General features: G+C 66.3%; 26 protein-coding genes and 1 riboswitch. Of the genes, 11 read left to right on the forward strand and 15 right to left on the reverse strand.

Annotated elements, in window-relative coordinates:
- Positions 1-40: 40 nt before the first annotated feature.
- Positions 41-682, reverse strand: coding sequence for a LytR C-terminal domain-containing protein (locus ACSYG9_RS03500; RefSeq protein ID WP_440125831.1), 642 nt, complete (start codon positions 680-682; stop codon positions 41-43).
- Between the two features lie 43 nt (positions 683-725).
- Entirely contained in the window at positions 726-1,091 is a 366-nt protein-coding gene (locus ACSYG9_RS03505) for a DUF3263 domain-containing protein (protein WP_440125832.1), read from the reverse strand.
- Positions 1,092-1,225: 134 nt separating this feature from the next.
- Here ACSYG9_RS03505 and ACSYG9_RS03510 point away from each other — a divergent pair, with 134 nt between their 5' ends.
- The 3 genes from ACSYG9_RS03510 to ACSYG9_RS03520 are packed head-to-tail and all read left to right on the forward strand — an operon-like array spanning position 1,226 to position 3,627.
- Positions 1,226-1,825: a peptide deformylase gene (locus ACSYG9_RS03510; RefSeq protein ID WP_440125833.1), complete on the forward strand. Its 600-nt coding sequence runs from the start codon at positions 1,226-1,228 to the stop codon at positions 1,823-1,825.
- Positions 1,815-2,804 (forward strand): N-acetylglutamate synthase, CG3035 family, encoded by a 990-nt coding sequence (locus ACSYG9_RS03515; RefSeq protein ID WP_454841166.1) that lies wholly within the window; start codon positions 1,815-1,817, stop codon positions 2,802-2,804. Before ACSYG9_RS03510 ends, ACSYG9_RS03515 begins: the two co-directional genes overlap by 11 nt.
- Positions 2,805-2,823: 19 nt before the next feature.
- Positions 2,824-3,627, forward strand: a complete 804-nt coding sequence (locus ACSYG9_RS03520; RefSeq protein ID WP_454841167.1) for an exodeoxyribonuclease III — start codon at positions 2,824-2,826, stop codon at positions 3,625-3,627.
- Positions 3,628-3,642: 15 nt separating this feature from the next.
- Here the strand turns inward: ACSYG9_RS03520 and ACSYG9_RS03525 are convergent, their stop codons facing one another.
- Complete coding sequence (locus ACSYG9_RS03525) at positions 3,643-3,987, reverse strand: GNAT family N-acetyltransferase (protein WP_454841169.1); 345 nt, start codon at positions 3,985-3,987, stop codon at positions 3,643-3,645.
- A gap of 136 nt (positions 3,988-4,123) precedes the next feature.
- Here ACSYG9_RS03525 and thiD point away from each other — a divergent pair, with 136 nt between their 5' ends.
- On the forward strand, positions 4,124-4,972 hold the full coding sequence (gene thiD, locus ACSYG9_RS03530; RefSeq protein WP_440125837.1) for a bifunctional hydroxymethylpyrimidine kinase/phosphomethylpyrimidine kinase: 849 nt from the start codon (positions 4,124-4,126) through the stop codon (positions 4,970-4,972).
- Positions 4,973-5,011: 39 nt separating this feature from the next.
- Here thiD and ACSYG9_RS03535 read toward each other — a convergent pair whose 3' ends face one another.
- From ACSYG9_RS03535 to thiO, 6 genes are all read right to left on the reverse strand, one after another.
- Complete coding sequence (locus ACSYG9_RS03535) at positions 5,012-6,478, reverse strand: M28 family metallopeptidase (protein WP_454841170.1); 1,467 nt, start codon at positions 6,476-6,478, stop codon at positions 5,012-5,014.
- A 27-nt stretch (positions 6,479-6,505) separates the two neighbouring features.
- On the reverse strand, positions 6,506-7,285 hold the full coding sequence (locus ACSYG9_RS03540) for an ABC transporter permease (protein WP_440125839.1): 780 nt from the start codon (positions 7,283-7,285) through the stop codon (positions 6,506-6,508).
- Positions 7,285-8,214 carry an ATP-binding cassette domain-containing protein gene (locus tag ACSYG9_RS03545; protein ID WP_440125840.1) on the reverse strand — a complete coding sequence of 310 codons (930 nt, stop codon included), beginning with the start codon at positions 8,212-8,214 and terminating at the stop codon, positions 7,285-7,287. Before ACSYG9_RS03545 ends, ACSYG9_RS03540 begins: the two co-directional genes overlap by 1 nt.
- A 58-nt stretch (positions 8,215-8,272) precedes the next feature.
- Positions 8,273-9,070, reverse strand: a complete 798-nt coding sequence (gene thiG / locus ACSYG9_RS03550; protein WP_440125841.1) for a thiazole synthase — start codon at positions 9,068-9,070, stop codon at positions 8,273-8,275.
- Positions 9,063-9,278 (reverse strand): sulfur carrier protein ThiS, encoded by a 216-nt coding sequence (gene thiS, locus ACSYG9_RS03555; RefSeq protein ID WP_440125842.1) that lies wholly within the window; start codon positions 9,276-9,278, stop codon positions 9,063-9,065. Before thiS ends, thiG begins: the two co-directional genes overlap by 8 nt.
- A complete protein-coding gene (gene thiO / locus ACSYG9_RS03560; protein ID WP_440125843.1) occupies positions 9,275-10,339 on the reverse strand; it encodes a glycine oxidase ThiO in 1,065 nt (354 codons plus the stop codon). The genes thiS and thiO overlap by 4 nt, the downstream gene beginning before the upstream one ends.
- A riboswitch (TPP riboswitch) is annotated at positions 10,335-10,449 on the reverse strand. It overlaps the preceding gene by 5 nt.
- A 26-nt stretch (positions 10,450-10,475) precedes the next feature.
- Between thiO and thiE the strand changes: the two genes are divergently transcribed.
- Positions 10,476-11,177 carry a thiamine phosphate synthase gene (gene thiE / locus ACSYG9_RS03565; protein ID WP_169686969.1) on the forward strand — a complete coding sequence of 234 codons (702 nt, stop codon included), beginning with the start codon at positions 10,476-10,478 and terminating at the stop codon, positions 11,175-11,177.
- Positions 11,178-11,181: 4 nt separating this feature from the next.
- On the opposite strand, the gene ACSYG9_RS03570 is transcribed toward thiE, so the two are convergent.
- Positions 11,182-12,066, reverse strand: coding sequence for an NUDIX hydrolase (locus tag ACSYG9_RS03570; protein WP_454841172.1), 885 nt, complete (start codon positions 12,064-12,066; stop codon positions 11,182-11,184).
- The gene (locus ACSYG9_RS03575) at positions 12,056-12,178 is read right to left on the reverse strand and encodes a hypothetical protein (RefSeq protein WP_440125845.1); all 123 of its coding nucleotides are present in this window, start codon (positions 12,176-12,178) and stop codon (positions 12,056-12,058) included. Before ACSYG9_RS03575 ends, ACSYG9_RS03570 begins: the two co-directional genes overlap by 11 nt.
- 72 nt (positions 12,179-12,250) lie before the next feature.
- On the opposite strand from ACSYG9_RS03575, the gene ACSYG9_RS03580 reads away from it, so the two are divergent.
- Genes ACSYG9_RS03580 through ACSYG9_RS03590 form a run of 3 tightly spaced genes read left to right on the forward strand, consistent with a single transcriptional unit; the run spans position 12,251 to position 16,876 of the window.
- Positions 12,251-13,591 (forward strand): hypothetical protein, encoded by a 1,341-nt coding sequence (locus ACSYG9_RS03580; protein ID WP_454841174.1) that lies wholly within the window; start codon positions 12,251-12,253, stop codon positions 13,589-13,591.
- Complete coding sequence (locus tag ACSYG9_RS03585) at positions 13,588-14,562, forward strand: glutamate ABC transporter substrate-binding protein (protein ID WP_440125847.1); 975 nt, start codon at positions 13,588-13,590, stop codon at positions 14,560-14,562. The genes ACSYG9_RS03580 and ACSYG9_RS03585 overlap by 4 nt, the downstream gene beginning before the upstream one ends.
- A 7-nt stretch (positions 14,563-14,569) precedes the next feature.
- On the forward strand, positions 14,570-16,876 hold the full coding sequence (locus tag ACSYG9_RS03590) for a tetratricopeptide repeat protein (RefSeq protein ID WP_454841176.1): 2,307 nt from the start codon (positions 14,570-14,572) through the stop codon (positions 16,874-16,876).
- 51 nt (positions 16,877-16,927) lie between these two features.
- Here ACSYG9_RS03590 and ACSYG9_RS03595 read toward each other — a convergent pair whose 3' ends face one another.
- From ACSYG9_RS03595 to fgd, 3 genes are all read right to left on the reverse strand, one after another.
- Positions 16,928-18,136, reverse strand: coding sequence for an acetate/propionate family kinase (locus ACSYG9_RS03595; protein WP_440125849.1), 1,209 nt, complete (start codon positions 18,134-18,136; stop codon positions 16,928-16,930).
- Positions 18,133-20,217 (reverse strand): phosphate acetyltransferase, encoded by a 2,085-nt coding sequence (gene pta, locus ACSYG9_RS03600; RefSeq protein ID WP_440125850.1) that lies wholly within the window; start codon positions 20,215-20,217, stop codon positions 18,133-18,135. The genes ACSYG9_RS03595 and pta overlap by 4 nt, the downstream gene beginning before the upstream one ends.
- Before the next feature lie 105 nt (positions 20,218-20,322).
- Entirely contained in the window at positions 20,323-21,336 is a 1,014-nt protein-coding gene (gene fgd / locus ACSYG9_RS03605) for a glucose-6-phosphate dehydrogenase (coenzyme-F420) (RefSeq protein WP_440125851.1), read from the reverse strand.
- Between the two features lie 691 nt (positions 21,337-22,027).
- On the opposite strand from fgd, the gene ACSYG9_RS03610 reads away from it, so the two are divergent.
- The 3 genes from ACSYG9_RS03610 (at position 22,028) to ACSYG9_RS03620 (ending at position 23,941) form a co-directional block, all read left to right on the forward strand.
- Positions 22,028-22,243: a DUF559 domain-containing protein gene (locus tag ACSYG9_RS03610; protein WP_440125852.1), complete on the forward strand. Its 216-nt coding sequence runs from the start codon at positions 22,028-22,030 to the stop codon at positions 22,241-22,243.
- A 91-nt stretch (positions 22,244-22,334) separates the two neighbouring features.
- Positions 22,335-23,108 (forward strand): TSUP family transporter, encoded by a 774-nt coding sequence (locus ACSYG9_RS03615; protein ID WP_440125853.1) that lies wholly within the window; start codon positions 22,335-22,337, stop codon positions 23,106-23,108.
- Between the two features lie 74 nt (positions 23,109-23,182).
- Complete coding sequence (locus tag ACSYG9_RS03620; protein WP_440127519.1) at positions 23,183-23,941, forward strand: HAD-IIA family hydrolase; 759 nt, start codon at positions 23,183-23,185, stop codon at positions 23,939-23,941.
- Positions 23,942-24,007: 66 nt separating this feature from the next.
- On the opposite strand, the gene ACSYG9_RS03625 is transcribed toward ACSYG9_RS03620, so the two are convergent.
- Entirely contained in the window at positions 24,008-24,253 is a 246-nt protein-coding gene (locus ACSYG9_RS03625) for a WhiB family transcriptional regulator (RefSeq protein WP_330136120.1), read from the reverse strand.
- Between the last annotated feature and the right edge of the window lie 244 nt (positions 24,254-24,497).

A 24,497-nucleotide genomic window follows, 5' to 3' on the forward strand; every position in this document is an offset into this window, starting at 1 on the left:
CGCCCTGTCGTGATGGTCCTGTCGTCCGTCTCGACCGGTTTCACGGCTCCGCGACGATGACGATCACGCCCGGCGCAGAATCCATGATTCCCTCGAAACGCGGCTGCGCGGTGACGCCGAGGGCGGCTGCCACGGACTCAGCGGTTTCCTGCTCACCGGAGCCGGTGCCGTAGTACACGGAGGTCTGCGCCAGAAGTCCTTCGCTGTAGTTTCCGGTCTCGGCGATCGTGAAGCCTTCGTCCTCGAGCAGGGTTGCGGTCTGCGCAGCGAGCCCGGCGATGTTGCTGTTGTTGTAGACGCGGACGCTCGCCGACGACGCAGACGCACCCGAGAGCGAACCCGACGATGCAGTGCCCGGCGATGCAGTGCCCGATGCTCCTGTACCTGTTGCCCCTGCACCGGGGGCCGACCCCGGCGAGGTTGCCGAAACCGCGGGCGCCGATGCGGCGCCCGCAGCGCCGGGCGCAGAAACGGGAGGCCGGGTGGTCGCCGGCGCCGGCGCAACCGCGGAGGTGGTTTCGGTGGTGGCCGCAGCTGTCGACGCTGCGTCCTCGTCCGAACCGCCGAGTGATGCGAATCCGAGCCCGGCGAAGAGGATCGCCAGGGAGATCAGCAGCATCGCAATGGCTCGTAGCGGTAACCCGGAGGATCCCCGGTTCGCGTTCTCTGCGGTTCTGCTCACGTCTTCGACCATAGTTGCCCGATCGGCCGACACGTGTCGCGCGCTAGCGTGTCGTCTCGAATCCGAGGCGTCGAGCAGCGCGCGCCTTCTGCCTACTGGACCGCAATCGACGAAGGCGTTTGACGAGCATCGGGTCTGCGGCGAGGGCTTCCTGACGGTCGATCAGAGCGTTGAGCACCTGGTAGTAGCGGGTTGCGGACAACCCGAACAACTCCTTGATCGCCTCTTCTTTGGCACCGGCGTACTTCCACCACTGCCGCTCGAACGCCAGGACGTCGTGCTCCCGACGGCTCAGGCCGTGCTCGCCGATATCGTGCGGGCTCCCGCTGTCGATCGGGCTGCTCTCGGCGACCTGACGCGCATCGTCCGCTTCGGATGGGTCCGTACCGTGCGCTGCTGCGCCGTCCATCTCACTCCTCGACTGCTCGAATCACACCGCAACGACAATTACACCTGTGTGTTTCCGCGAGTCATTCAATCATGGGGGTGCGACACATACCGGCCGGACGAAGGGACGACTCGCGCGCATTATCCTGGTTCACCATGGCCATCCTTCCCATCGTCATCACCGGCGACCCCGTTCTGCACAACCCCACCGAGCCGGTGACCGAAACACCCGCGGAACTCGCGCAACTGGTCGCCGACATGTACGAGACGATGGACGCCGCGAACGGCGTCGGGCTCGCCGCGAACCAGGTCGGGCTCGCCAAGCGCCTGTTCGTCTACGACTGCCCGGATCGCGACGCATCCGGCAATGTGGTCCGCCGCCGCGGCGCAGTGATCAACCCGGTGCTCGAGACCTCCGAGATCCCGGAGACCATGCCCGACCCGGAAGACGACCTCGAGGGTTGCCTCTCGGTCCCGGGGGAGAACTTCCCCACCGGGCGTGCCGACTGGGCGAAGGTCACCGGTACCGACGAGAACGGTGAGCCCGTCGAAATCGAGGGCCACGGATTCTTCGCCCGGATGCTGCAGCACGAGGTCGGTCACCTCGACGGCTTCCTGTACGTCGACGTCCTGATCGGACGCAACGCGCGCGCCGCCAAGAAGACGATCAAGCGCGCGGGCTGGGGTGTACCCGGCCTCACGTGGCTGCCGGGGAGCGTCGACGACCCGTTCGGGCACGACGACGATGACGACTGACAACCCGGCGACGACCGACAACCCCGCAGGGGCGGCGATCCCGCTCGGCACGCGCGTCGTCGTCCGGTATCGCCTGCCCGCGGGGTACAGCCATCCGATGACCGACGTCATCGGTGATCTGGTGTCGCTCGAACCGGTGGTGGTCGTGCGTACCGCCGAGAAGAAGCTCGTCCAGGTCTCTCCGAGCACTGTAGTGGCGCTCAAGGCGCTGTCTGCCCGCCCGATCCGCATCGCCGAGATCCGCTCGCTCGAACACGCCACGGCCGCGGGGTGGCCCGGTCTCGAGCAGGCCTGGGTCGATGGCTGGTTCCTGCGCGCCGGTGGCGGGTTCACCGGACGGGCCAATTCCGCGACACCTCTCGGACCACGCGGCACCGTGGGGGACCCCAACGATCCCGACGTGCGGGCACGGCTGCGTGAATGGTTCGCCGAGCGTGGGCTGCCTCTGCGGTTGCTGCTCCCCGACCGACTCGCCCCGGCCCCCCAAGGTTGGGTGCCCATCGGCAACCCGGTCCAGGTGATGGCAGCAGACCTCGACAATGTTCCGCTCCCCCCGGGTCTCGGCCCGGTGGTCGTCTCTCCGGCTCCCGACGGTGACTGGCTCTCGCTCTACCGTGGCGGCGACCTTCCGGATGTCGCAGGCGTGGTTCTCGGCGCGGTCGTTGCGGGCACGCTCGGTTTCGGCCGCATCGGTCCACCCGGAGCCCGGCCGGTCGCGATCGGGCGAGCCGCGATCACCGACGCTCCCGACGGCCGCCGTTGGATCGGCCTGAGCGCGATCGAGGTCGCCCCCGAGCATCGCAGGCGAGGCGTGGGCACCTTGTTGAGCGGATCACTGCTGGGGTGGGGCCGCGAACTCGGCGCCACCCACGCCTACGTCCAGATCGAGGGGGACAACACGGCCTCCCGGGAGCTGTATTCAGGGTTGGGTTTCGTCGATCACCACCGCTACGGGTACGTGACGGAGCCCGTCGGCTAGGTCGCCTACAGTGGTGGCCGTGCGCCTCGCTACCTGGAATGTGAACTCGGTCCGTGCCCGTACCGATCGGATCGTCGATTGGCTGCAGCGAACCGACACCGACGTGCTCGCGATGCAGGAAACGAAGTGCAAGGACGAGCAGTTCCCGTACGCCAGGTTCGAAGAGCTGGGCTACAAGGTGGCGCATGTCGGCCTGAACCAATGGAACGGTGTCGCGATCCTCTCGCGCGTCGGACTCGACGACGTCCAGATCGGTTTCGAGGATCAGCCCGGCTTCTCGAAGGATCCGGACCTCTCCCCCGCGCGTGAGGCGCGCGCGATCGGTGCCACCTGCGGCGGTGTCCGAGTATGGAGCCTGTACGTGCCCAACGGCCGCGAGCTTGCCGACCCCCACTACACCTACAAGCTCGATTGGCTCGCGAAGCTGCGCGCCGACGCGCAGGGCTGGCTCTCTGCCGCCCCCGATCTACCGGTCGCACTGGTCGGCGACTGGAACGTCGCACCCACCGACGAGGACGTGTGGGATCCGGCATTCTTCGAGGGCAAGACCCATACTTCGCAACCCGAGCGCGATGCATTCTCGGCGTTCGCCGAGACCGGGTTCGTCGATGTGGTGCGCCCGCACGCGCCCGGGCCCGGTGTGTACACATACTGGGACTACACGCAGCTGCGCTTTCCGAAGAAGCAAGGCATGCGCATCGACTTCGTGCTCGGGTCACCGGCCCTCGCGGCGAAGGTCACGTCCGCGTCGATCGACCGCGACGAGCGCAAAGGCAAGGGCGCAAGCGATCACGCACCGGTGATCGTCGACCTCTCCGAGTGAGCCGGAGCTCTTGCGTCAAGCCCTCCTCGCCGATGCGATCGGCACGATCACGTCGCGATAGCCCGGATTCGACGTGAGATACCGCTGCACGTACGTACACACCGGCCGGACTCTCCAGCCCCGCCTCCGTGCAATGTCGAGCGAACCGCCGACGAGAATGCCGGCAAGGCCCCGGTGCCCGAAGTCCTCGACGATCACGGTGTGCAGGAAATCGACCACGGGACGCCCCCGCCCGGGGATGCCCGCCGGATGCTCGGAATCGAAATACCCGAGAATGCCCACGAGGTCACCATTGAGACGCAACTCGAATCGGTTCTGATCGGCATTGTCGGACACCTCCGCCGTCGACAAGTTGATCATGAACGCCTCCCCGACTTCTTTCCTAGTGTGACGCACGCCACTATAGAGCACACGCGCGCGCCTCCGGGATGGCACTCCCACCGACGAAGTGCTGACACCGGCAGCTGCCCGAACGACGACCGGTAGGGTCACCTCCGTGCAGCTGCTTCCCCTGGCCGAACAAGGCCATACCCCGATTCGTGTGCTCACCATCGCCGGCACGGACTCCGGCGGAGGCGCAGGTATCCAGGCCGACTCCCGCACGATGGCGATGTGCGGTGTCCACGCGTGCGTCGCGGTGGCCGCGGTAACCGTGCAGAACTCGGTCGGGGTGAGCGGCTTCCACGAGATCCCCCCGGAGACGGTGGCAGCCCAAGTGCGATGCGTCGTCGATGACATCGGGGTGTCCGCGGCCAAGACAGGCATGCTCGCGTCGACGGAGATCATCGAAGCCGTCGCTGCGGTGTGCTCGGAAGTCGGCATCGGCCGCGACACCGACGTCCCACTCGTCGTGGACCCCGTGTGTGCGTCGATGCACGGCGATCCCCTCCTCCACGCGAGCGCACTCGAGGCCGTCCGCTCGGCGCTGATCCCGCTGGCGACCGTCGTGACCCCCAACCTCGACGAGATCAGGCTCATCACCGGCATCGAGGTGGTCGACGACCGCACTGCGAGACAGGCCGCGGAAGCGCTGCACACACTCGGCGCACAGTGGTCGATCGTCAAGGGTGGCCATCTCCGCACTTCGGAGTCGAGCACCGATCTGCTGTTCGACGGCGACCGTTTTCTCGAGTTCCCGAGCCCGCGCCTCGCCACGGGCAACGACCACGGTGGCGGCGACACACTGGCTGCGGCGATCGCATCAGCGCTCGCCCACGGCCGGTCGGTGCCGGATGCGGTGGCGTTCGCGAAGGAATGGGTGACGAAGTGCCTCGAGTGGTCGTACGACCTCGGCCACGGCCACGGCCCGGTCAACCCGCTGTGGCGACTTCACGGGCAGCCCTGACGGACTGAGGTCTCGCGGGTCCGGCTACTGCGTGAATGCCTACTCCGTGAATCCCGCGCGTGCCTCGGTGCGCGCAGGCCCGCCCGGGACTCCGTCCGGGCCGTCGAGCGAGTCCGCGTAGACCGCGGTGCTGTAGGCGACGGACGCCGCTGCGACTGCGAAGGCGTCGCGGTCGATGTTGTCCACTGTGTCCTCAGGCCGGTGGTAGTTCGGGTCGTACTCCTGCTCTGCGGTGCCGCCCCACTTGTCGGCCTCTTCGGGGGACTTCACTTCATCGGCGCCTGTGAATGTGCCACCGGCGGGGATGCCGACTGCCATGAACGGGCCATAGTCGGAGCGACCGTCGAAATCGGTGCCGTCGGCATCGATCCCGCGCTCGGCGAAGAAGCCCGAGATGGTGCGCTCGATACCGGCCGATCCCTCGGGCCCCGGTCCGGCACCTTGCGCGTCGGAATCGTCGCCGTCCAAGAGAAGATAGCCGGGATTCGGCGAGCCGATCATGTCGAAATTCAGGTAGAGGGCGATCGCCTCGCGCTCTTCGGGAGACAAGGACTCGACATACTCGGTCGACCCGACGAGCCCTATCTCCTCGGCGCCCCAGAACGCGAACCGCACAGCGTTGGTGACGCCGGGGTCGCTACCGATCTGCAGTGCGGTCTCGAGGACGGCCGCGACACCGCTGCCGTTGTCGTTTATCCCCGGCCCTTCGGGCACGCTGTCGAGATGTGCACCGACGACCACGACATCGTCGGTCGAGCCCGTTTCGGTCTGCGCAATGACGTTGCGGGAACGCTGCGTCTCGGTCTTCGTGTCGAGGACGAGATCCGCCGACGGTGACGCCGCAACCCGCTCGCCGTCTGCCAGGCCGATTCCGCCGACGGGAATCCGTCGCGGCGCGGTCTCGTCGAGCGTCGCCCCGGCGAGGGGACCGTCCTCGGTGTTCACGACGAGCAGTGCCGCAGCACCCGCATCTGCAGCGACCGTCTCTTTCGTCGAGAAGGTGCATACGCCGCGGTCGACCACCACGATCGCTCCCGCCACGTCGAGACCGTCGTAGTCGGTGGCCTCGCATCCCGGGGTGTCGTCGGTGGGTACCCGCACAACGGGCGCGGTCAGCCCTTCGGGTCCGGTCGTGGGCGAGTGGCCAAGCGCCCGCACATCGAGGGGCCGGCCGCCGACCTCGAGGGTCTGGTCTTCGACCTCGAAGGTGGTGGCGTCGAATTCGGGTGTCTGCACGTCGAATCCGGCGTCGCGCAACGCGCCTGCCACGTAGTCGACGCTCGCGTCGTAACCGGCGGTGCCGAGCGCGCGGTTACCCCCGTGCTCGGTCGCTATGCGCTCGAATTCGGTGAGGTGGCCCATCAGGGCATCGATCTGCACGCTGTCGGCGAGAGCGGCCGGATCGACGGGCGAGGAGTCCGTGCGAGCGTCGTCCGTGCAGCCCGCGATCACCACGGCCGCCACCGTCAATATTGCGATGCGGCGGCCGACCACCGTGTCGATCATTGCCCGAGCATACTGACCCGGCACAGTTCAGGCGTCGCGTTTACCGACCACCGCGAGCGACACACCGAACACGACTGCCGTGAACAATGCGAAGTACAGCAGCGAACCCCACGGCCCCCAATGGAAGTCGACCCCCTGCTCCATACCGAGGAAGTGGTTGATGTTGGCGAACGGCAGGAACGGCTGAATTTCACGACCGACCCGGCCGAACAACGAGAACAACGATTCGATGAGCAAGGGCCACAACAGTAGGAGCGCGATCGTGCCCGCCGACTGCCGCAGCAATGTCCCCACACCCACCGCGAGGAACACCGCCAGGAACGCGTAGAACGCAATGCCGTAGATCGCGCGCCACGTGTCGCCCTCGAGCACGAGGTCGCGGCCTGCCTCCGAACCCGCGAGCGCTTTCGCGACGTACACGGCGATCAGGCCCACCACGCCGGTGACGACAGCTCCGATCACACCGATGAGAACCGATTTCACGGTCAGCACGAGAGAACGGTTGGGATTGGCGATGAAGGTCGTCCGGATGACGCCGAAGCGGTACTCGCTCGTGACCGACAGTGCCGCGAGGATCATCAGCACCATGATGCCGAAGCCCGTGACACCGGTAGCGGCGACATCGGGGGTCAGATAGAACCGGGCGGCCTCGTCGTCGATCGACATGGAACTGCGGGCAACCGCGCCCATCATCGCGGCGAAACCGATGCCAAGGGCGACGATCACCGCCAGGCACCAGAACGGAGACTGCACCGACGTCAATTTGATGCGTTCCGCACGCAAGGTGTCCAATGCTGGTGATGCCATTACAGGCTGCCCTTCATCACGTCGTCGAAACCGGTGCCGTGGAACTCCACGTCGCCTCCGGTCAGTTTCATGAACGCATCCTCGAGGGATGCATGGCGGCCCGCCAGCTCGTGCAGGACGATCGAGCGTGCCGCGGCGAGCTCACCGATCTCTGCGGCACCGGCACCCGAGACGTGCAACGCACCGTCCTCGTCGATCACCGTGTGCCCGCGTTCGGTGAGCGCGCTGCGCAGCTCATCGAGTTGGGGGCTGCGAACCACCACGAGGGATTCCGACGCCCGATCGACGAACTCCTCGACCGACATGTCGGCGATGAGCTTGCCGCGTCCGATCACAATGAGGTGATCGGCGGTCTGGGCCATCTCCGACAGCAGGTGACTCGACACGAGCACCGTGCGGCCCTCCGCAGCAAGGGCTTGCATGAACCGGCGGATCCACACGATGCCCTCGGGATCGAGACCGTTGACGGGTTCGTCGAACAGCAACACCTTCGGGTCGCCGAGCAGCGCACCTGCCAGGCCGAGGCGCTGCGACATGCCGAGCGAGAAGCCGCCGGCGCGTTTGCCTGCGACCTCGGTCAGCCCGACCTGACGCAGTACCTCGTCGACGCGGGAATCCGGCAATCCGTTGGAGGCGGCAAGCCACCTCAGGTGTGCGCGAGCTGAGCGGTTCGGATGCACCCATTTGGCGTCGAGCAGCGCACCGACGGTCTGCAGCGGACGTTTCAGGTCCCGATACTGCTTGCCCTCGATGAGCGCGGTGCCCGATGTCGGACGGTCCAACCCCAGGATCATGCGCATCGTCGTCGATTTGCCTGCCCCATTGGGGCCGAGGAATCCGGTGACGATCCCCGGGGGGACAGTGAACGTCACGTCGTCGACAGCAGTGGTTGAACCGAAGGTCTTGGTCAGTCCGGTCACTTCGATCATGGACCATAGACTGCCGGAAAATGGGTCCGAGCGCAGCATCACGCCCGCGACCAGGGCCTCAGGGATCCAGGGGCGACGATGCCTGGGCCCAGAATCGCTTGGGAATGCGTCCGGCATGCCGAGCACGGAAGCCGGCTTCGACCGCGTGACGCATCGCTGATGCCATCAACGCCGGGTCCTTCGCTCGGGTGACCGCCGTGGCGAGGAGCACCGCGTCGCAGCCCAGTTCCATGGCGAGGGCAGCATCCGAGGCAGTACCGATACCGGCGTCGAGAATGACGGGTACCCCAGCGGATTCCACGATCATCTCGATGTGGTGTGGATTGGCGATACCCAGCCCCGTCCCGATCGGCGATCCGAGCGGCATCACCGCGACACACCCGACATCCTCCAGGCGACGCGCGAGCACCGGATCATCGGTGGTGTACGGCAGGACATTGAACCCGTCGTCCACGAGCTGCTCTGCAGCAGAGACCAATTCGATCGCGTCGGGCAACAGGGTTCGTTCGTCGGCGATGACTTCGAGCTTGACCCAATCGGTTTCGAGCGCTTCCCGGCCCAGTTGCGCGGTGAGGACCGCCTCCTTCGCTCCGCGGCACCCCGCGGTGTTCGGCAGCGGCGCGATCCCGAGCCGAACCAGCAGGTCCAGCACGCCCGTTCCCGACGTCGCGTCGACCCGACGCATCGCCACAGTGGTCAATTCGGTACCCGAGGCAACGAGCGCGTCCTCGAGCACTGCAAGGTTCGCAGCACCTCCCGTGCCGGTGATCAACCGGGACGAGAACGATCGCCCGGCGATGGTCAGCGGGGGGAGATCCTGCCCCGGGTCCACCCGCGCGAGTGCGTGTTCAGCCACCCTGCACCGCCGTGAGGATCTCGATCTGCGCACCCTTGCCGATTTTCTCGCTCCAGCGTCCCCGGGGGAACAACACCCCGTCGACGGCGACCGCGATGCCCTTCTCGGGCAGTCCCATCTCGGCCAGCAGGTCCGTCATGGTCGGTTCGTCTGCAAAATATTTCTCCTCACCGTTGACGGTGATACCGACCGAAATCTGATTCGTCATCGCACGCTCTCCTTCGCGAATCGTTGGGGATCTGCATGTGCCACCTCGGCGAGCGGGTCGTCGGCGAGCTCGGCGAGCACCGAGTCGACCGTGATCGCGGTGAGCAGAATTCCGTTGCGCCCGTGCCCGGTAGCAGCAATCACCCGATCCGACAATCTGCCGATCAGCGGCAGATTGTCAGGACTCATCGGGCGCAGCCCCGCGCTCGCCTCGTGCAGTTCGTACTCACCGATCGCGGGAAACAGCATTTCGGCGTCGGCGATCAGGTCGCGCACTCCCGCGACCGTGACCTCGGTGTCGTCCGCTTCGTACTGGGTCGCTCCCACGACGATCCCGTCGGCGCGTGGCACCAGATACGCGGGGCGTCCGTGCACACTGCCGCGCACGGTGTGCTGCGGCGGCGGGGTTGCTCCGGGGCGTACGCGCAGCCGCAGGATCTCACCTTTGACCGGCCGGACCGGAAGGTCCGGCCACAGTCGCGCCGATGCGTACCCCGCGGCGAGCACGACGCGGTCGTCGGACAGTTCGTCGAGGTCGCCGACGGAAGCCTGGACGAACTGCACACCCGCGGCGACGGCAGCGCGATGCAGCGCTTCGACGAGCCTTCTGTTGTCGACGGACAGTTCGGTGGGGGCCAGCAGGCCGAGCCTGATCCGCGGACCCAGCGACGGTTCGAGATCACGGATCTCGGCCCGGGTGAGGATGCGCATCTCGTGGCCCTGCTCCGCCACCCAGGTTGCGATCGTGCGCAGGTCGGCGGCGTCCGCGGCGTCCAGAGCAACGGTCAGCGATGCACCCGCGGTGAAGACGTCGATGCCGGTCTCGCATTCGAGGTCGTGCGCGAGTGCGGGCCAGCGCTGCAGCGAGGCCGCCCCGAGATCGAGGACGTGCTCTTCCCCGGGCCACCCTTCCGACAACGGTGCGAGCATTCCGCCCGCAACCCAGGATGCGCCGGTGCCCGGGGCACGATCGTGGACGGTGACCGTCCATCCCGCGCGGGCTGCACGCCACGCGACGGCCAGACCGATCACGCCACCACCGATGACCGCTACTGTCGACACGACATCCACCTCACTCCCTGCGCCGGCATGATCCGGTTCAGGTCATAACGGTCGGGGCCGGCAGGCCCCCTCTCAGCCCCGCGTTCCTCGGGACTCCCGTGTTGTCACTTTCGAGGTAGAGGCTACCGTCTTGTCCGTGACGACCTACCCGACCACCTACCGCGGCAGCCATCCCGACCCCCGTGGACGCCTCGCGACCGCGCGGTTGTACCTGTGCACCGATGCCCGTCGCGACACCCGCGATCTCGCCCGGTTCATCGAGGAAGCCCTGGTCGGCGGCGTCGATATCGTGCAGTTGCGCGACAAGGACTCCGCAGGTGAGAAGAAGTTCGGCCGCCTGGAGGCCGGTGAGGAACTCGCCGCGCTCGAGGTGATCGCCGATGCGTGTGCACGCCACGGGGCACTGTTCGCGGTCAACGACCGCGCCGACATCGCGCTCGCCGCAGGCGCCGACATTCTGCACCTCGGACAGGGCGACCTGCCGGTGAAGCAGGCGCGGAGGATCCTCGGCGACGACATCGTCATCGGCCGGTCCACGGCCAGCCGCGCGCAGGCCGTGCTCGCCGACGGCGAGGACGGAGTGGACTATTTCGCGTCCGGTCCGGTGTGGGACACCCCGACCAAGCCGGGGCGCACAGCAGCCGGACTCGACGTCCTCCGGGAGGTACACGCTTCGCATCCGCAGCGACCGTGGTTCGCGATCGGCGGTGTGGATCTCGAACGTCTCCCGCAGGTGCTCGACGCGGGCGCCCAGCGCATCGCGGTGGTGCGCGCGATCACGAAGGCCGACGACCCGCGCGCTGCCGCGGCAGCGCTGAAGGCTGCGCTGCCTGTCTGACGTCCTAGAGCCAGCCGAGTACTGCCGACGGGGACAGCGCCATGGTGCCGTGGGGCAGACGCGCACGCAGTCCCCGATCGGCGGTCACCACCACTGTCACGGCCGGATCGAGCGCGGTCGCCGTAGCGGGAACAGCCGAAGTATCGGGAGCAACTGCTGCGGCAAGCCGCGCGAGTTCGTCGTCGCCACTGCCGTCCGCGGTGTGCACGCGGGTGCGGTCGTTGTCGACGATCGCGCTACGCGCACGGCCTTCGAGCACCGCCTCGACCCGCGACACCCACCCGAATGTTCCGTCGGGAAGTTCGACGGTGCGTGGGAGGGCCGCCGCGATGCCGGTGAGCAGGGCACCTGTCGCACCGGGACGGTCTCGCCACCATCCGGACGGCCCACCGGCTCCGAGAACGTTCGCGGTGTCGAGCAGCATCCTCACCGGGCGGGTGCGCAGAGCAGACCAGGCTTCGGCGAATCCCGCGTGCAACGGCAACGATTCGACCTCGTCCTCGCCCACCCACCGCAACTCGGTGCTCTCCCCGTTCATGGTGGTGTCGAGCGGTGCGGGCGCATCGGCCACCACGGTCGTGTAGGACCAGGAGCCGGGCCTTCCCGAGGTGACCCGTTCGGCACGTACCGCGACCGACGTACTGTCGATTCCCGCCTCCTCCTGCGCCTCGCGTACCGCGGCGTCGACTGTGGATTCGTGACTGTCGCGGGCGCCACCCGGCAACGCCCATGTACCGCCCTGGTGGCTCCACGCCGCGCGGAGCTGGAGCAACACCGCAGGGGTCCCGTCACTCCGCGGGGCGCGCAGCAGCAATCCCGCTGCACCGTGCACGCCCCATCGACGTCCTCCGTCCGGCCCTACTGCCCAGCCGTCCCCATCACCGCGCATCGAATCCGCCCTCCTCGCCCTCGGCCGTCGCGAGGGCACGACGTCCCCATTGGGGGTCGGTACCGGCGCTTTCGAACTCCGGATGAACTCCGACGATGTGGACGCCTGCCAATACGTCCCATTCAACTTATATGCTCGCCACAATCGGGTTTCTCGAGGAAGGGGTTGTGCCGTGAACGTGCGCATGACCCCTCCGATCGATTCCGTCGGCGGGTCGGGAGGCTCGGCCGAGGATCACGACGGGCGGCGTGACCGCAGCGACGGAGTACGTGAGTTGTTCCGGTCGACACCGGCCAAGCTGATTTCGCTCGGGTTGATACTCGCAGTACTGCTGGTGATCTCCGGTGTGGCATCCGCGCAGGTCGCGAGTAGCCGGAAGGCCACCCATGATCGCCTTCTGGCAACCACCGAGCCGCTCGCGAACGCCGCCCAGAACCTGTACAGCGCGCTGTCCATCGCCGATGCGGCTGCCGTCACCGGATTCATCTCGGGCGGGATCGAGCCTGCCCCGGTGCGCGACCGCTATGTCGAGGCGATTGCGGAAGCGTCCGGGCAGCTCGTAGTCGCCGCAGCGGGGCTCGCAGAGCAGGACGAGCTCGGCGCAGTGAACGTTGCCGCGGTCGCGCGCATGCTCCCTATGTACACGGGGCTGATCGAGACCGCCCGTGCCAACAATCGCGCAGGCAACCCGGTCGGCGCCGCGTACCTGGCCGAGGCATCGAACATGATGCAGACGTCGATGCTGCCGGTGGCCCAGGAGCTGCACACGCAAGGCGTGATCGCAGTGAACTCGACGCAGCGCGCCGCAGTGGCCCCTCCGTGGGGTGCGATCGGGCTGCTTCTGGTCACCGTGGCGGCGTTGTGTGCAGCACATATCCTCGTGAGCCGAAAGACCCGACGCACCCTCAACCCGGGTCTGATCTTCGCGATCGGTGCAACCGGGGCGTTGCTGTGCTGGCTCCTCATCGCCGGCCTGGTGTCCTCGAGCGCAACCGAACGCGCCATCGAGCAGGGCGCGGAGCCGCTTGCAGATCTCACGGCGAGCCGCATCCTCGCGCAGCAGTCCCGCACCGCCGAGACACTTCTCCTCGCGCGGCGGGACGCGAGTGGGGCATATATCGGGGTCTACGACGAGACGATCACCCGTCTCGGGGATCGGCTCGACGGTTACACCAAGGGTGGCACCGTGGAGATCGGCACCGACGCCGCGTCCCGGGCGGAAGCAGCCAGACAGGCGTGGATCAGGTCGCACTCGCGAACCGTGGCGGCGCTCGAACGCGGCGATTTCACCGCTGCTGCGGTGCTCGCCACCGGCCCCGGGCCCGATGAGGCAACCGCGCAATTCGCCCGTCTCGATGCGGCGCTGAGCGAAGGCATCGAGGACACCCGTCACGAACTCCGCGACAACGAGTTCCGTGCGTCGCGCACGTTGTCGGGTCTCGCTCCCGTGGCGATCGCCCTGATGGTGCTGTCGCTGACCGCTGTCATCATCGGACTGTGGCCACGACTTCGGGAGTACCAGTGACAGCGCGGCGCCCTGCGGGTGTGTGGATCGCGGCCCTGTGTGCGGTCGCGGCGGTTGCGGCAGGGTGTTCAACCGAGGTCCCGCCCCGCGAGTCGACCACCGAGACCTCCACCGTCTCGCTTCCGATGCCCGAGGACGCCGCCTTCGCGCCCTCCCCGTCTGCGGTGCCCACGGCGCCGCAGTGCGGCGATCCCACTGCGAGTCTGCGTCCCACCGGCAACGAGACCGGGCCTGCCCTCGACGCCATCCGCGCCCGCGGCAGGCTGATCGTCGGACTCGACACGGGCAGCAATCTCATGAGCTACCGCGACCCCGCAACCGGCCGCATCACCGGATTCGACGTCGAGATCGCCCGGGAGATCGCCCGCGACATTCTCGGCGATCCGGAGGCAGTGGATTTCCGAATCCTGAACTCTTCGGAACGCGAGCAGGCCCTGCAGGATTCAACCGTCGACATCGTCGCGAAGACCATGAGCATCACCTGCGCACGACGCGAGCGCGTGGATTTCTCCACGGTCTATTTCCTCGCGCAGCAGCGAGTGCTCGTCGTCAAGGATTCCGATGTCCGAAGCGCCGCAGATCTCGCGGGCCGACGGGTGTGCATCGCTGCGGGCACGACGTCGCTCACGCGCATGCAGCAACTGCAACCGGCAGCGTCGATACTGACCGTGCCCTCGTGGGCCGATTGTCTCGTCGTCCTGCAACAGCGACAGGTCGACGCTGTGTCCACCGACGACACGATCCTTGCCGGACTCGCCTCCCAGGACCCGTATCTCGAACTGGTCGGACCGTCGTTGGGATCCGAACCGTACGGCATCGGGATCGCCAAGGGCAACGACGATCTGGTGAGAGCGGTCAATGGCACCCTCGCGCGGATCCGCGCCGACGGCACGTGGACCGAGTTGTACAACCGGTATCTCGCGGTTCTCGGCCAGGCGCCTGCCCCACCGGCCCCGACGTACGTCGATTGAGGATGTCATGACACGCGACGAATCAGCCGATCCACCCGACTCCGGGCCTGCGACCGAGCGTTCAGCTCCCGCCACCGAGCGTTCAGCTCCCGCAACACAGCGTTCGGCGCCCGCAACGCAGCGTTCGGCGCTTCCCGATTCGGCTCCGCACAGCAGCACCCCGTCGGGGCGGTCCTCGACTCGACGCTCCCGCACGCGCGGACATCTGCACCGACGGGTCGCCGATCTGGTCGACGTGCCGGTGCCCTCGCCGATCGATCCTGCGTCCGCAGTTCTACGCGATCCTCATGTGGCCGAGGGGAAACGGTTCTGCTGGAAGTGCGCCAACCCGGTGGGACGCAGCAGCCCGAAGGGCCCCGGGCCGACGTCCGGGAACTGCCCGAAGTGCGGCTCGCGGTTCGAGTTCACACCTGCCCTGCAGCCCGGAGAGCTCGTCGCCGGACAGTACGAGGTACAGGGTTGTATCGCCCACGGCGGCCTCGGGTGGATCTTCCTCGCGATCGATCGAAACGTCAGTGACCGGTGGGTCGTTCTCAAGGGACTTCTGCACACCGGCGACGCGGAAGCTCAGGCGGTGGCAGTCGCCGAGAAGCAGTTCCTCGCCGAGGTGAGCCATCCGAGCATCGTGCGGATCTACAACTTCGTGGAACACCCCCGGCCCGACGGCACCCCGATGGGGTACATCGTCATGGAATATGTGGGCGGACATTCGCTCCGCGAGGTGCTGCGCACGTGCCCCGACCAGCGGATGCCCGTCGAGCAGGCCATCGGGTATCTCTTGGAGACCCTTCCCGCACTCGGGTACCTGCACGAGATCGGGCTCGTCTACAACGATCTCAAGCCCGAGAACATCATGGTCACCGACGAGCAGCTCAAACTCATCGATCTCGGTGCGGTCGCCGGTATCGAGGACTACGGGTACCTGTACGGCACCCCCGGCTACCAGGCACCCGAGATCGCACGGACAGGACCTACGGTCGCCAGCGATATCTACACGGTCGGACGGACTCTGGCGGTGCTCACTCTCGACATGCCCTCCGACAAGGGGCGATACCTCGACGGTTTGCCTACGCCCACCGAACAACCGATTCTTGCCGAGCACGATTCGTTCCACCGGTTGTTGCTGCGCGCCACCAACACTGATCCGAACCGGCGATTTGCGTCGGCCGATGAACTGGCCGGCCAGTTGACGGGGGTATTGCGCGAGATCCTTTCGCAGAAGAGCGGCACCGAACATCCCGGTCTGTCGCGTATGTTCAGCCCTCCACGCACCACGTTCGGGACCGACGAGGCGGTCGCAGAAACCGATGTGTATGTCGACGGAATGGAACGTGATTCCGCCATCGAGGCACGTAATGTCGCTGCAGCGCTGCCTGTTCCGTTGCTGGATCCGAACGATCCGAGCGCGGCGTTGCTCGCTGCCGCAGTGCACAGTGAACCGCAGCAGACCCTGGACTCGCTGCGGCATGCTCGCGAGAGCGGCATCGAACGCGTCGTCGGCAGTGCGGATGTGGCGTTCTCCCGCGAGCTGACCCTCGCCGAGACGCGCGCCTATCTCGATCTCGGAGAAGCCCAGCATGCTGTGGAGCTCCTCCAGCGTCTGGAGAGCGACATCGGCTCCGATTGGCGCATCGACTGGTATGCGGGACTCGCCTCGATGCTCATGGAGGAATTCGAGGTTGCGTTCGGGCGATTCGAGAAGGTGCTCGAAGCGTTGCCGGGAGAGCTCGCCCCGAAGCTCGCGCTCGCCGCGACCGCCGAGTTGATCCTGCAGCATTGGGAGAGCGACGACCCGTCCGCGTGGCGCCAGTTCTGTGAGGAGTCCTATCGCACGGTGTGGCGTACCGACCACAACACCGTCAGTGCCGCGTTCGGTCTGGCACGTCAGCTCACCGCGCGCGTGAGTCTCTCCGCGGCTGTGGAGATTCTCGATCAGGTGCCCGCCACGTCGCGCCATCACAGCGCCGCGACGATGACGAGCACGCTGATCCTGTTGCGCGAGGGCGATATCGATTCGATCACCGAATCCGATCTCCGCGAGGCCGCGCGACGGGTGTCCGCGCTACCACCGGACGAGGGGCGAGCTCTTCAGATGGAGGCGCTCGTTCTCAGTACTGCGCTCGACTGGGTGCGTGCAGGGAACCACTCCCGGCACGAGCACAGCAGGTTCCTGGATGTACCGTTCACAGAACGAGGGCTGCGACGGGGAACCGAGGGAGCGTTGCGTCAGCTCGCAAGACAAGCCCCGGCGCGCATGCATCGCTATACTCTCGTCGACCTCGCCAATGCCATCCGTCCCCGAAGCCTGTTGTAACGACGTCCGCGCACGGGGGCGGGCTTCCGATGCCGTTCGCAGTCCACCGAGTTACACGAATGCCACTGCGGCGCGCGCGATCGCGAGTTCCTCGTTGGTAGGAATCACGAGTACCTCGACCCGGGAGTCGTCCGCCGAGATCCTGCGCTCACCACCCCCGGATGCTTCGTTGCGCTCCCGGTCCAGGACGATGCCGAGCCTATCCAGTCCCGCGAGACTGTCGCGGCGGATATCGACGTTGTTCTCGCCCACCCCACCGGTGAACACTATGGTGTCGGTGCCGCCGAGGATCGCGAGGTAGGCACCGATGTATTTCTTCAACCGATGTACGTACACGTCGTAGGCGAGTTTCGCGTCGGCGTCACCGTCGGCGATCAACCCGAGAAGCGCCCGGAAGTCGTTGACGCCCGAGAGACCCTTCAGCCCGGAACTGCGGTTGAGGATGCGGTCGATCTCGTCGACGTTCATACCCGCGGCCCGGTTGAGATGCATCAGTACGCCGGGGTCGATGTCGCCACTGCGTGTGCCCATCACGAGCCCTTCGAGGGGCGTCAGACCCATCGACGTGTCGAGCGGGCTGCCACCGGCGATCGCCGACGCGGACGCACCGTTGCCGAGGTGCAGCACCACCTGGTTCAGCTCGCCGTAGTCGCGGCCGAGGAACGCGGCGGCACGGTTCGAGACGTATTCGTGTGAGGTGCCGTGGAATCCGTAGCGGCGAATCCCATTGTTCCGTGCGATGTCCCGGTCGATTGCGTATGTCGCCGCAGCAGCAGGCAATGAATGGAAGAAGGCCGTGTCGAACACTCCCACGTGCGGGACGTCGGGCAGCTCTTCGCGGGCAACCTCCATACCGACGACGTTCGCCGGGTTGTGCAAGGGCGCGAGGACGGACAGGTCGGAGACAGCCTGCACCACCGCGTCGTCGATGAGGGTCGGCTCGTAGAACCGGTCGCCGCCGTGGACCAGTCGGTGTCCGACGGCGACGATCCCGACTTCTTCGAGTGGGCGCCCGAGTCCTTCGAGCATCTCGAGAACTTTGCGCAGGCCGAAGCGGTGGTCGGGGATCTGTCCGATGTGTTCGTCGGTGCCAGTGGTGTGATGGAAGACGATGCGCCCGTCGGGTTCACCGATCCGTTCGATGAGCCCGTGTGCAGGTGCTTCCGCGGTCTGGGGGTCGACCAGCTGGAACTTGATCGATGACGATCCGGAGTTGAGCACGAGGACGGTGCCCGCCGTGAGCGGATCGAAAGTACTCACTGGGCATCTCCCTGAGCTTGAATTGCGGTGATCGCCACGGTGTTGACGATGTCCTGGATGAGTGCGCCGCGCGACAGGTCGTTGACGGGTTTGTTCAGTCCTTGGAGCACGGGGCCGACCGCGACCGCGCCCGCGCTGCGCTGCACCGCCTTATAGGTGTTGTTACCGGTGTTCAGGTCGGGGAAGATGAATACGGTCGCTTTCCCCGCCACAGCGGAGTCGGGCAGTTTCGTACTGGCCACCGAAGGTTCGATCGCAGCGTCGTACTGGATCGGCCCTTCCACCGGCAGGTCCGGTCGCCGCTCCCGCACGAGAGCCGTTGCGGTGCGCACCTTGTCGACGTCGACACCTGAGCCGGACTCGCCCGTCGAGTACGAAAGCATCGCGATGCGCGGTTCGATACCGAATCGTGCTGCGGTGGCCGCCGATGAGATTGCGATGTCGGCGAGCTGGTCGGCGGTCGGGTCGGGCACCACGGCGCAGTCGCCGTAGGCCAGTACGCGATCCGACAGGCACATCAGGAAAATGCTCGACACCGTCGACACGCCCGGTTCGGTCTTGATGATCTCGAAGGACGGCCGGATCGTGTGCGCGGTGGTGTGTGCAGCACCGGAGACCATGCCGTCCGCGATCCCGAGGTGCACCATCATGGTGGCGAAATAAGAGATGTCACCCATGATTTCGCGTGCCCGCTCCACGGTCATGCCCTTGTGGGCCCGAAGCCGCGTGTACTCTTCGGCAAACGTGTCGATGTGTGCGGACGTGCGCGGATCATCGATGTTCGCCGCCGAGATGTCGATGCCGAGTTCGGAGGCACGCTGACGCACCGCGGCTTCGTCGCCGAGAATGGTCAGATCGGCGATGCGCCGCTGCAGGACCCGTCCGGCGGCGCGCAGGATCCGGTCGTCGTCCCCCTCGGGCAGCACGATGTGGCGTCGCTGCTCGCGGGCCCGGTCGACGAGCTGATATTCGAACATCTGCGGGGTCGTCACCGAAGGGCGCGGCAAGCGCAGCCGTTCGAGCAGTTCCGACGCGTCCACATGCCGCTCCATCAGCGCGAGCGCGGTCTCGATCTTGCGCTGTGCCGACAGCGCCATGCGTCCGCGTGTGCGGTCGGCCGCCGAGGCCGTGTCGAAGGTGCCCAGCGCGGTGGTGAGGATCGGCAGGCTCGGCTTGAGACCTGCGACGAGTTGCGCGATGGCCGGGTGAGGCAGCAGCCCGCCGTTCATGATGATTCCGGCGAGCGTCGGGAACCCCTCTGCCGCATTGGCATTGACGAGCGCGAGGATGACGTCGGTGCGGTCGGCGGGCACGATGACCACGACGCCTTCGGTGAGGCGCTCGAGGATGTGCTCGGCGGTCATACCTCCGACCATGATGCGCAGCACCTCGCGTTGCAGCAGGTCGGGGTCACCGCTGTAGAGCTCGCCGTCGATGGCCGTCTGCAGCTCACCCATTGTGGGAGCCATCAGGATCGGGGTCTCGGGCAGCGCCCATACAGTTTCGGTGCGGTCCGCGAGCGCCGCAGTGACGTCGTCGAGGCGGTCCGGGTCGCAGCGGTTGACGACGGTTCCGCCGAGGTGCGCGTGGTGCGCCGACAATTCGTTCGCACACACCGCGGCCAATTGGGCGATCTCGTCGGGGGTACGGCCCGCACCGCGCAGGACGAGCAGCACGGGTGCGTCGAGGTTCGCGGCGATCCGCGCGTTGTAGGACAACTCGCTGGGGTTCGCGATCTCGGTGAAATCGCTGCCGACGATGACGACGGCGTCGCACCGATCGGCGACGAAATGGTACTTGGTGACGATGTCGCTGAGCGCCGCTTCAGGGTCGGCATGGACATCGTCGTAGGTGACGCCGATACAGTCGTCGTAGTCGAGGTCGACGGTCGTGTATTCGAGGAGGAGTTCGAGGATGTAGTCCGTGTCGCTGTCGGAGCGGGCGATGGGCCGGAACACCCCGACACGTGCGGTGGAGGCGCACAACATCTGCAGTACGCCGAGCGCAACGGCCGATTTCCCGGTGTCGCCCTCGGGTGCCGCGATGTAGATGCTCGACACTGACCCTGCGTTGGCGCTCATGGATCTCACCCTAATGCGGGCCGCACTGATGTGCGGAGTGCGGGCCGCACTGATGCGCGGAGTGCGGGCCGCACTGGTGTGTGGAGCGGCCCGCTCGATCCGGACTCAGGCGAGAGCGCGCAGACGCGGAGCCAGATCCCGCTCGAACAACTCCAGAAAACGCCTCTGATCATGACCCGGCGCGTGAAAGACCAAATGGTTGAGACCGGCATCGATATACGCCCTGACCTGTTCGACCGCGGCATCCGGATCCGACGCCACAATCCACCGCTTCGCCACCTGCTCGATCGGCAGAGCGTCGGCAGCCGCCTCCATCTCCACCGGATCCTCGATCGAATGCTTCTGCTCCGGCGTCAACGACAACGGCGCCCAGAACCGCGTATTCTCCAGCGCCAACTCCGGATCCGTGTCATACGAAATCTTGATCTCGATCATCTTGTCGATCCCCGCCACCTCACGCTCGGCCTTTGCCGCACCCTCGGCCACCGCAGGCAACAACTTGTCGGTGTACAACTCCATCCCCTTACCCGAGGTACAGATGAACCCATCACCCGCCCGACCCGCATACCGCGCCACCACCGGACCACCCGCCGCGACATACACCGGAACACCACCGTCGGGCACGTCATAGATCGACGCCCCCACCGTCCGGTAGAACTCCCCCTCGAAATCCACACGATCACCGGTCCACAACGCCCGCATCAACCGCACCGACTCCCGAAGACGAGCAAACCGCTCCTTGAACTCCGGCCACGCATCGCTGTACCCCGTCGCGATCTCATTGAGCGCCTCACCGGTCCCCACACCCAGCATCACCCGCCCCGGATACAAACACCCCATCGTCGCGAACGCCTGCGCGATCACCGCCGGGTTGTACCGGAACGTCGGCGTGAGCACCGACGTCCCCAACTGCAACCGCTCGGTACGTTCCCCCACCGCCGTCATCCACGCCAACGAGAACGGCGCATGCCCACCGTTGTGCCGCCACGGCTGGAAATGATCCGACACCGTCGCCGAATCCATCCCATGCGCCTCGGCGAGCACACCGAGCTCGACCAGTTCACGCGGACCGAACTGCTCGGCCGATGCCTTGTATCCCAACTTGAGTGCCTGTGCCACCGAACGTCTCCTGTTTTCGTCTGCAGTTGCCTCGAGTATGCCCGCATCCCGTGTTGCCGAAGGGGAGGTTGTGTACGAATATCTTCGATTCTGCGCGCACAACCTCCCCCTGGACCCGCTGCTGCGGTGCTCATCTGTGGATAACTCACGGCGGTACACAGGTTCGTGCACAGGGGATTTCGTCGTATCTCGAAACCGTGCACGCTGTGGGACATGATCGACGAAGGTGAGCCTTTCTCCGGCACGGCAGCCGTCGCCGCCGGACTCGTGACGAGACACCGGTTACGGCACCATTTCGTCCGTCTACACCGCGACGTCTACATCGCCCGGGAAATACAGCCCACTCCCCTGCTCCGCGCGAAAGCTGCTCGACTGTGGGCCGGTTCGAGCGGAGTCCTCGTCGGGATGTCTGCAGCAGCAGTGCACGGTACCCGATGGCTGGACGCGACCGCACCGGCAGAACTGGTGAGAACCGGGCATGTCCGCTCCGTGCCCGGAATCGTCGTGCGCAAGGCCTCCTGCATCGAGACCTGCACGGTCGACGGCATGATCGTCACGACCCCCTCGCAGATGGCATTCGACCTCGCACGACGGGACGACGGTCTCCAGCGGAGGGTGGAGATCTTCGATGCACTGTGCAACGCCACTCACCTGTTGGTACACGACGGCGCCGATTTCGTAGCGCGCCGACATGGGCTGGAAACAATGGCGCGTGCTGGTCGAATACGACGGTGCGCACCACTGGACCGACGCAGACCAGCGCACCCGCGATATCGATCGCTACGCCGGGTTGTCCGAACTGGGCTGGACGGTCATCCGCGTCGGCGCTGATCTGCTGTATCGGCGCCCAGGTGTACTCGTCGAGCGGGTCCGAAGCGCGCTTCGTCGAGCGGGGGTATCCGGATAGCGACCGAGGTGAAGGTTGTGTGCGGTTTCTGGGCGAGAACCGCACACGACCTCCCCTTCGGCGCGTGAAAGCGATCCGTAGACTTCCCCCGGTGACCCCGCTCGAACTGTTTCTCATCGCCCTTGCCGGGCTCGGGGCCGGGGCGATCAATTCGCTCGTCGGCTCCGGCACCCTCATCACGTTTCCCACCCTGATCGCGTTCGGGGTCCCGCCCGTCACTGCGACGATGTCCAACGCGATCGGGCTGGTTGCGGGCGGCGTATCCGGCACATGGGGGTACCGGAAGGAACTGAGGGGTCAGTGGCCGCGGCTGCGCTGGCAGATCCCCGCGTCTTTCGCGGGAGCCATTCTCGGTGCGTGGCTGCTGTTGCACCTGCCCGAGACCGTGTTCGAAACAGTCGTGCCGGTGTTGCTGATCCTGGCGCTGCTACTCGTTGTTTTTCAGCCGAAGATCCAGAAGTGGGTCCTGCAACGCACCGGGGACAACGCCGACGGCGACCTCGGTCCGGTGCGCACGACCCTGCTGATCGTCGGCACCTTCGCCGTCGGTATCTACGGCGGCTACTTCACCGCAGCTCAGGGCATCCTGCTCATGGGATTGTTCGGGGCGTTGCTGCAAGACCACATCCAGAGGCAGAACGCGGCGAAGAACCTGTTGTCCCTGATCGTCAACATAGTCGCAGCGACGGCGTACATTCTCGTCGCGTTCGACCGGATCAACTGGACCGTCGCAGCGCTCATCGCGGTGGGCTCCTTGATCGGCGGGTGGCTCGGGTCCCATTACGGCCGGCGCCTGTCGCCCGTCGCGCTGCGTGCGGTGATCGTCGTGGTCGGACTCATCGGACTGTATCGACTGCTCGCCTGAGGTTCCGGTGAGAGACTGGGCGGGTGAGTTCGGAAGACGATGCTCCCCCTACTGCGCCTGTCTGGAACTACCTCATGGACATGGACGGTGTCCTCGTGCACGAGGACGTCTTGATCCCTGGCGCCGATGCCTTGCTCGAAGAACTCCGCGTGAACGAGATCCCGTTCATGGTCCTCACCAACAATTCGATCCGCACCCCGCGCGATCTGAAGGCCCGTCTTCTGCGGACGGGCCTCGACGTACCCGAGGAATCCATCTGGACCTCGGCCCTCGCCACCGCGACATTCCTCGCGAATCAGCGTCCCGGCGGAAGCGCTTATGTGGTGGGCGAATCGGGCCTGACGACGGCGTTGCACGACATCGGCTATGTGCTGACCGAAAGCGATCCTGACTACGTGGTACTCGGCGAGACCCGAACGTACTCGTTCGAGGCGATCACCACCGCGATCCGGCTCGTCGAGCGCGGTGCGCGGTTCATCGCGACCAACCCCGACCCGACGGGCCCGTCGCCCGAAGGGTCGCTGCCCGCGACCGGTTCGGTCGCAGCGCTGATAACCCGTGCCACCGGCCGCGCCCCGTACTTCGTCGGTAAACCCAATGCTTTGATGATGCGTTCGGCTCTGCGAGCGATCGGCGCGCACTCGGAACACACGCTCATGATCGGCGATCGTATGGACACCGACATCGTCTGTGGCCTCGAAGCGGGACTTCAGACGTTGCTCGTGCTCACCGGAATCAGCACCCGTGCCTCGGTGGAGATGTATCCCTATCGTCCGACGCGAATCATCGACTCGGTTGCCGATCTGGTGGGCCGCACCGGAAACCCGTTCTGACGCTGACGCGAACAGGCATCCGGTCCAAGCTTTTCCGCGTGCCCATCGCGCACTCGAATCCCAGCGTCAGCGAATGATCTTGCCGCGGCGGTACTCGTGGCCACCCCACACACCGGACTGCTTGTCCTCGGCAGCGTAGGTGCGGCAGGCATCGAGGATCGGGCAGCGCGCGCAGACGCGTGCCGCGTAGTCGAAGTCCTCGCTCGGGTCCGGAAACCACCGATCGGGGTGTGCGTCACCGCGGCATGCGGCGACGTCCCAGTCCGGGGCATCGTAGGTGGGAGCAAGCAGGTCTGCCAAAGTCATGGTCATCGGTCTGTCTCCTTCCGGGCCGTCGCGGCACAGGTGTGTCCCACACAGGCAGCGGGGACGTCATGTCCTTCTGGGATTGCACATTCTCGAAGAGTGAACGGCCCGGGGTGTCACCGTGAGGCGACTGGCAACCCGGGGCGCACACACCCCGGGAATCGGGGTGTCAGCAGCTGAATCCGGTTGGTCGACCGGACTTTTCGACTTCATGGTCGAGGAGTCGGATCATCGATCGCGATCCATTCCA

The sequence above is a fragment of the Rhodococcus sp. SJ-2 genome (genome assembly GCF_053750035.1).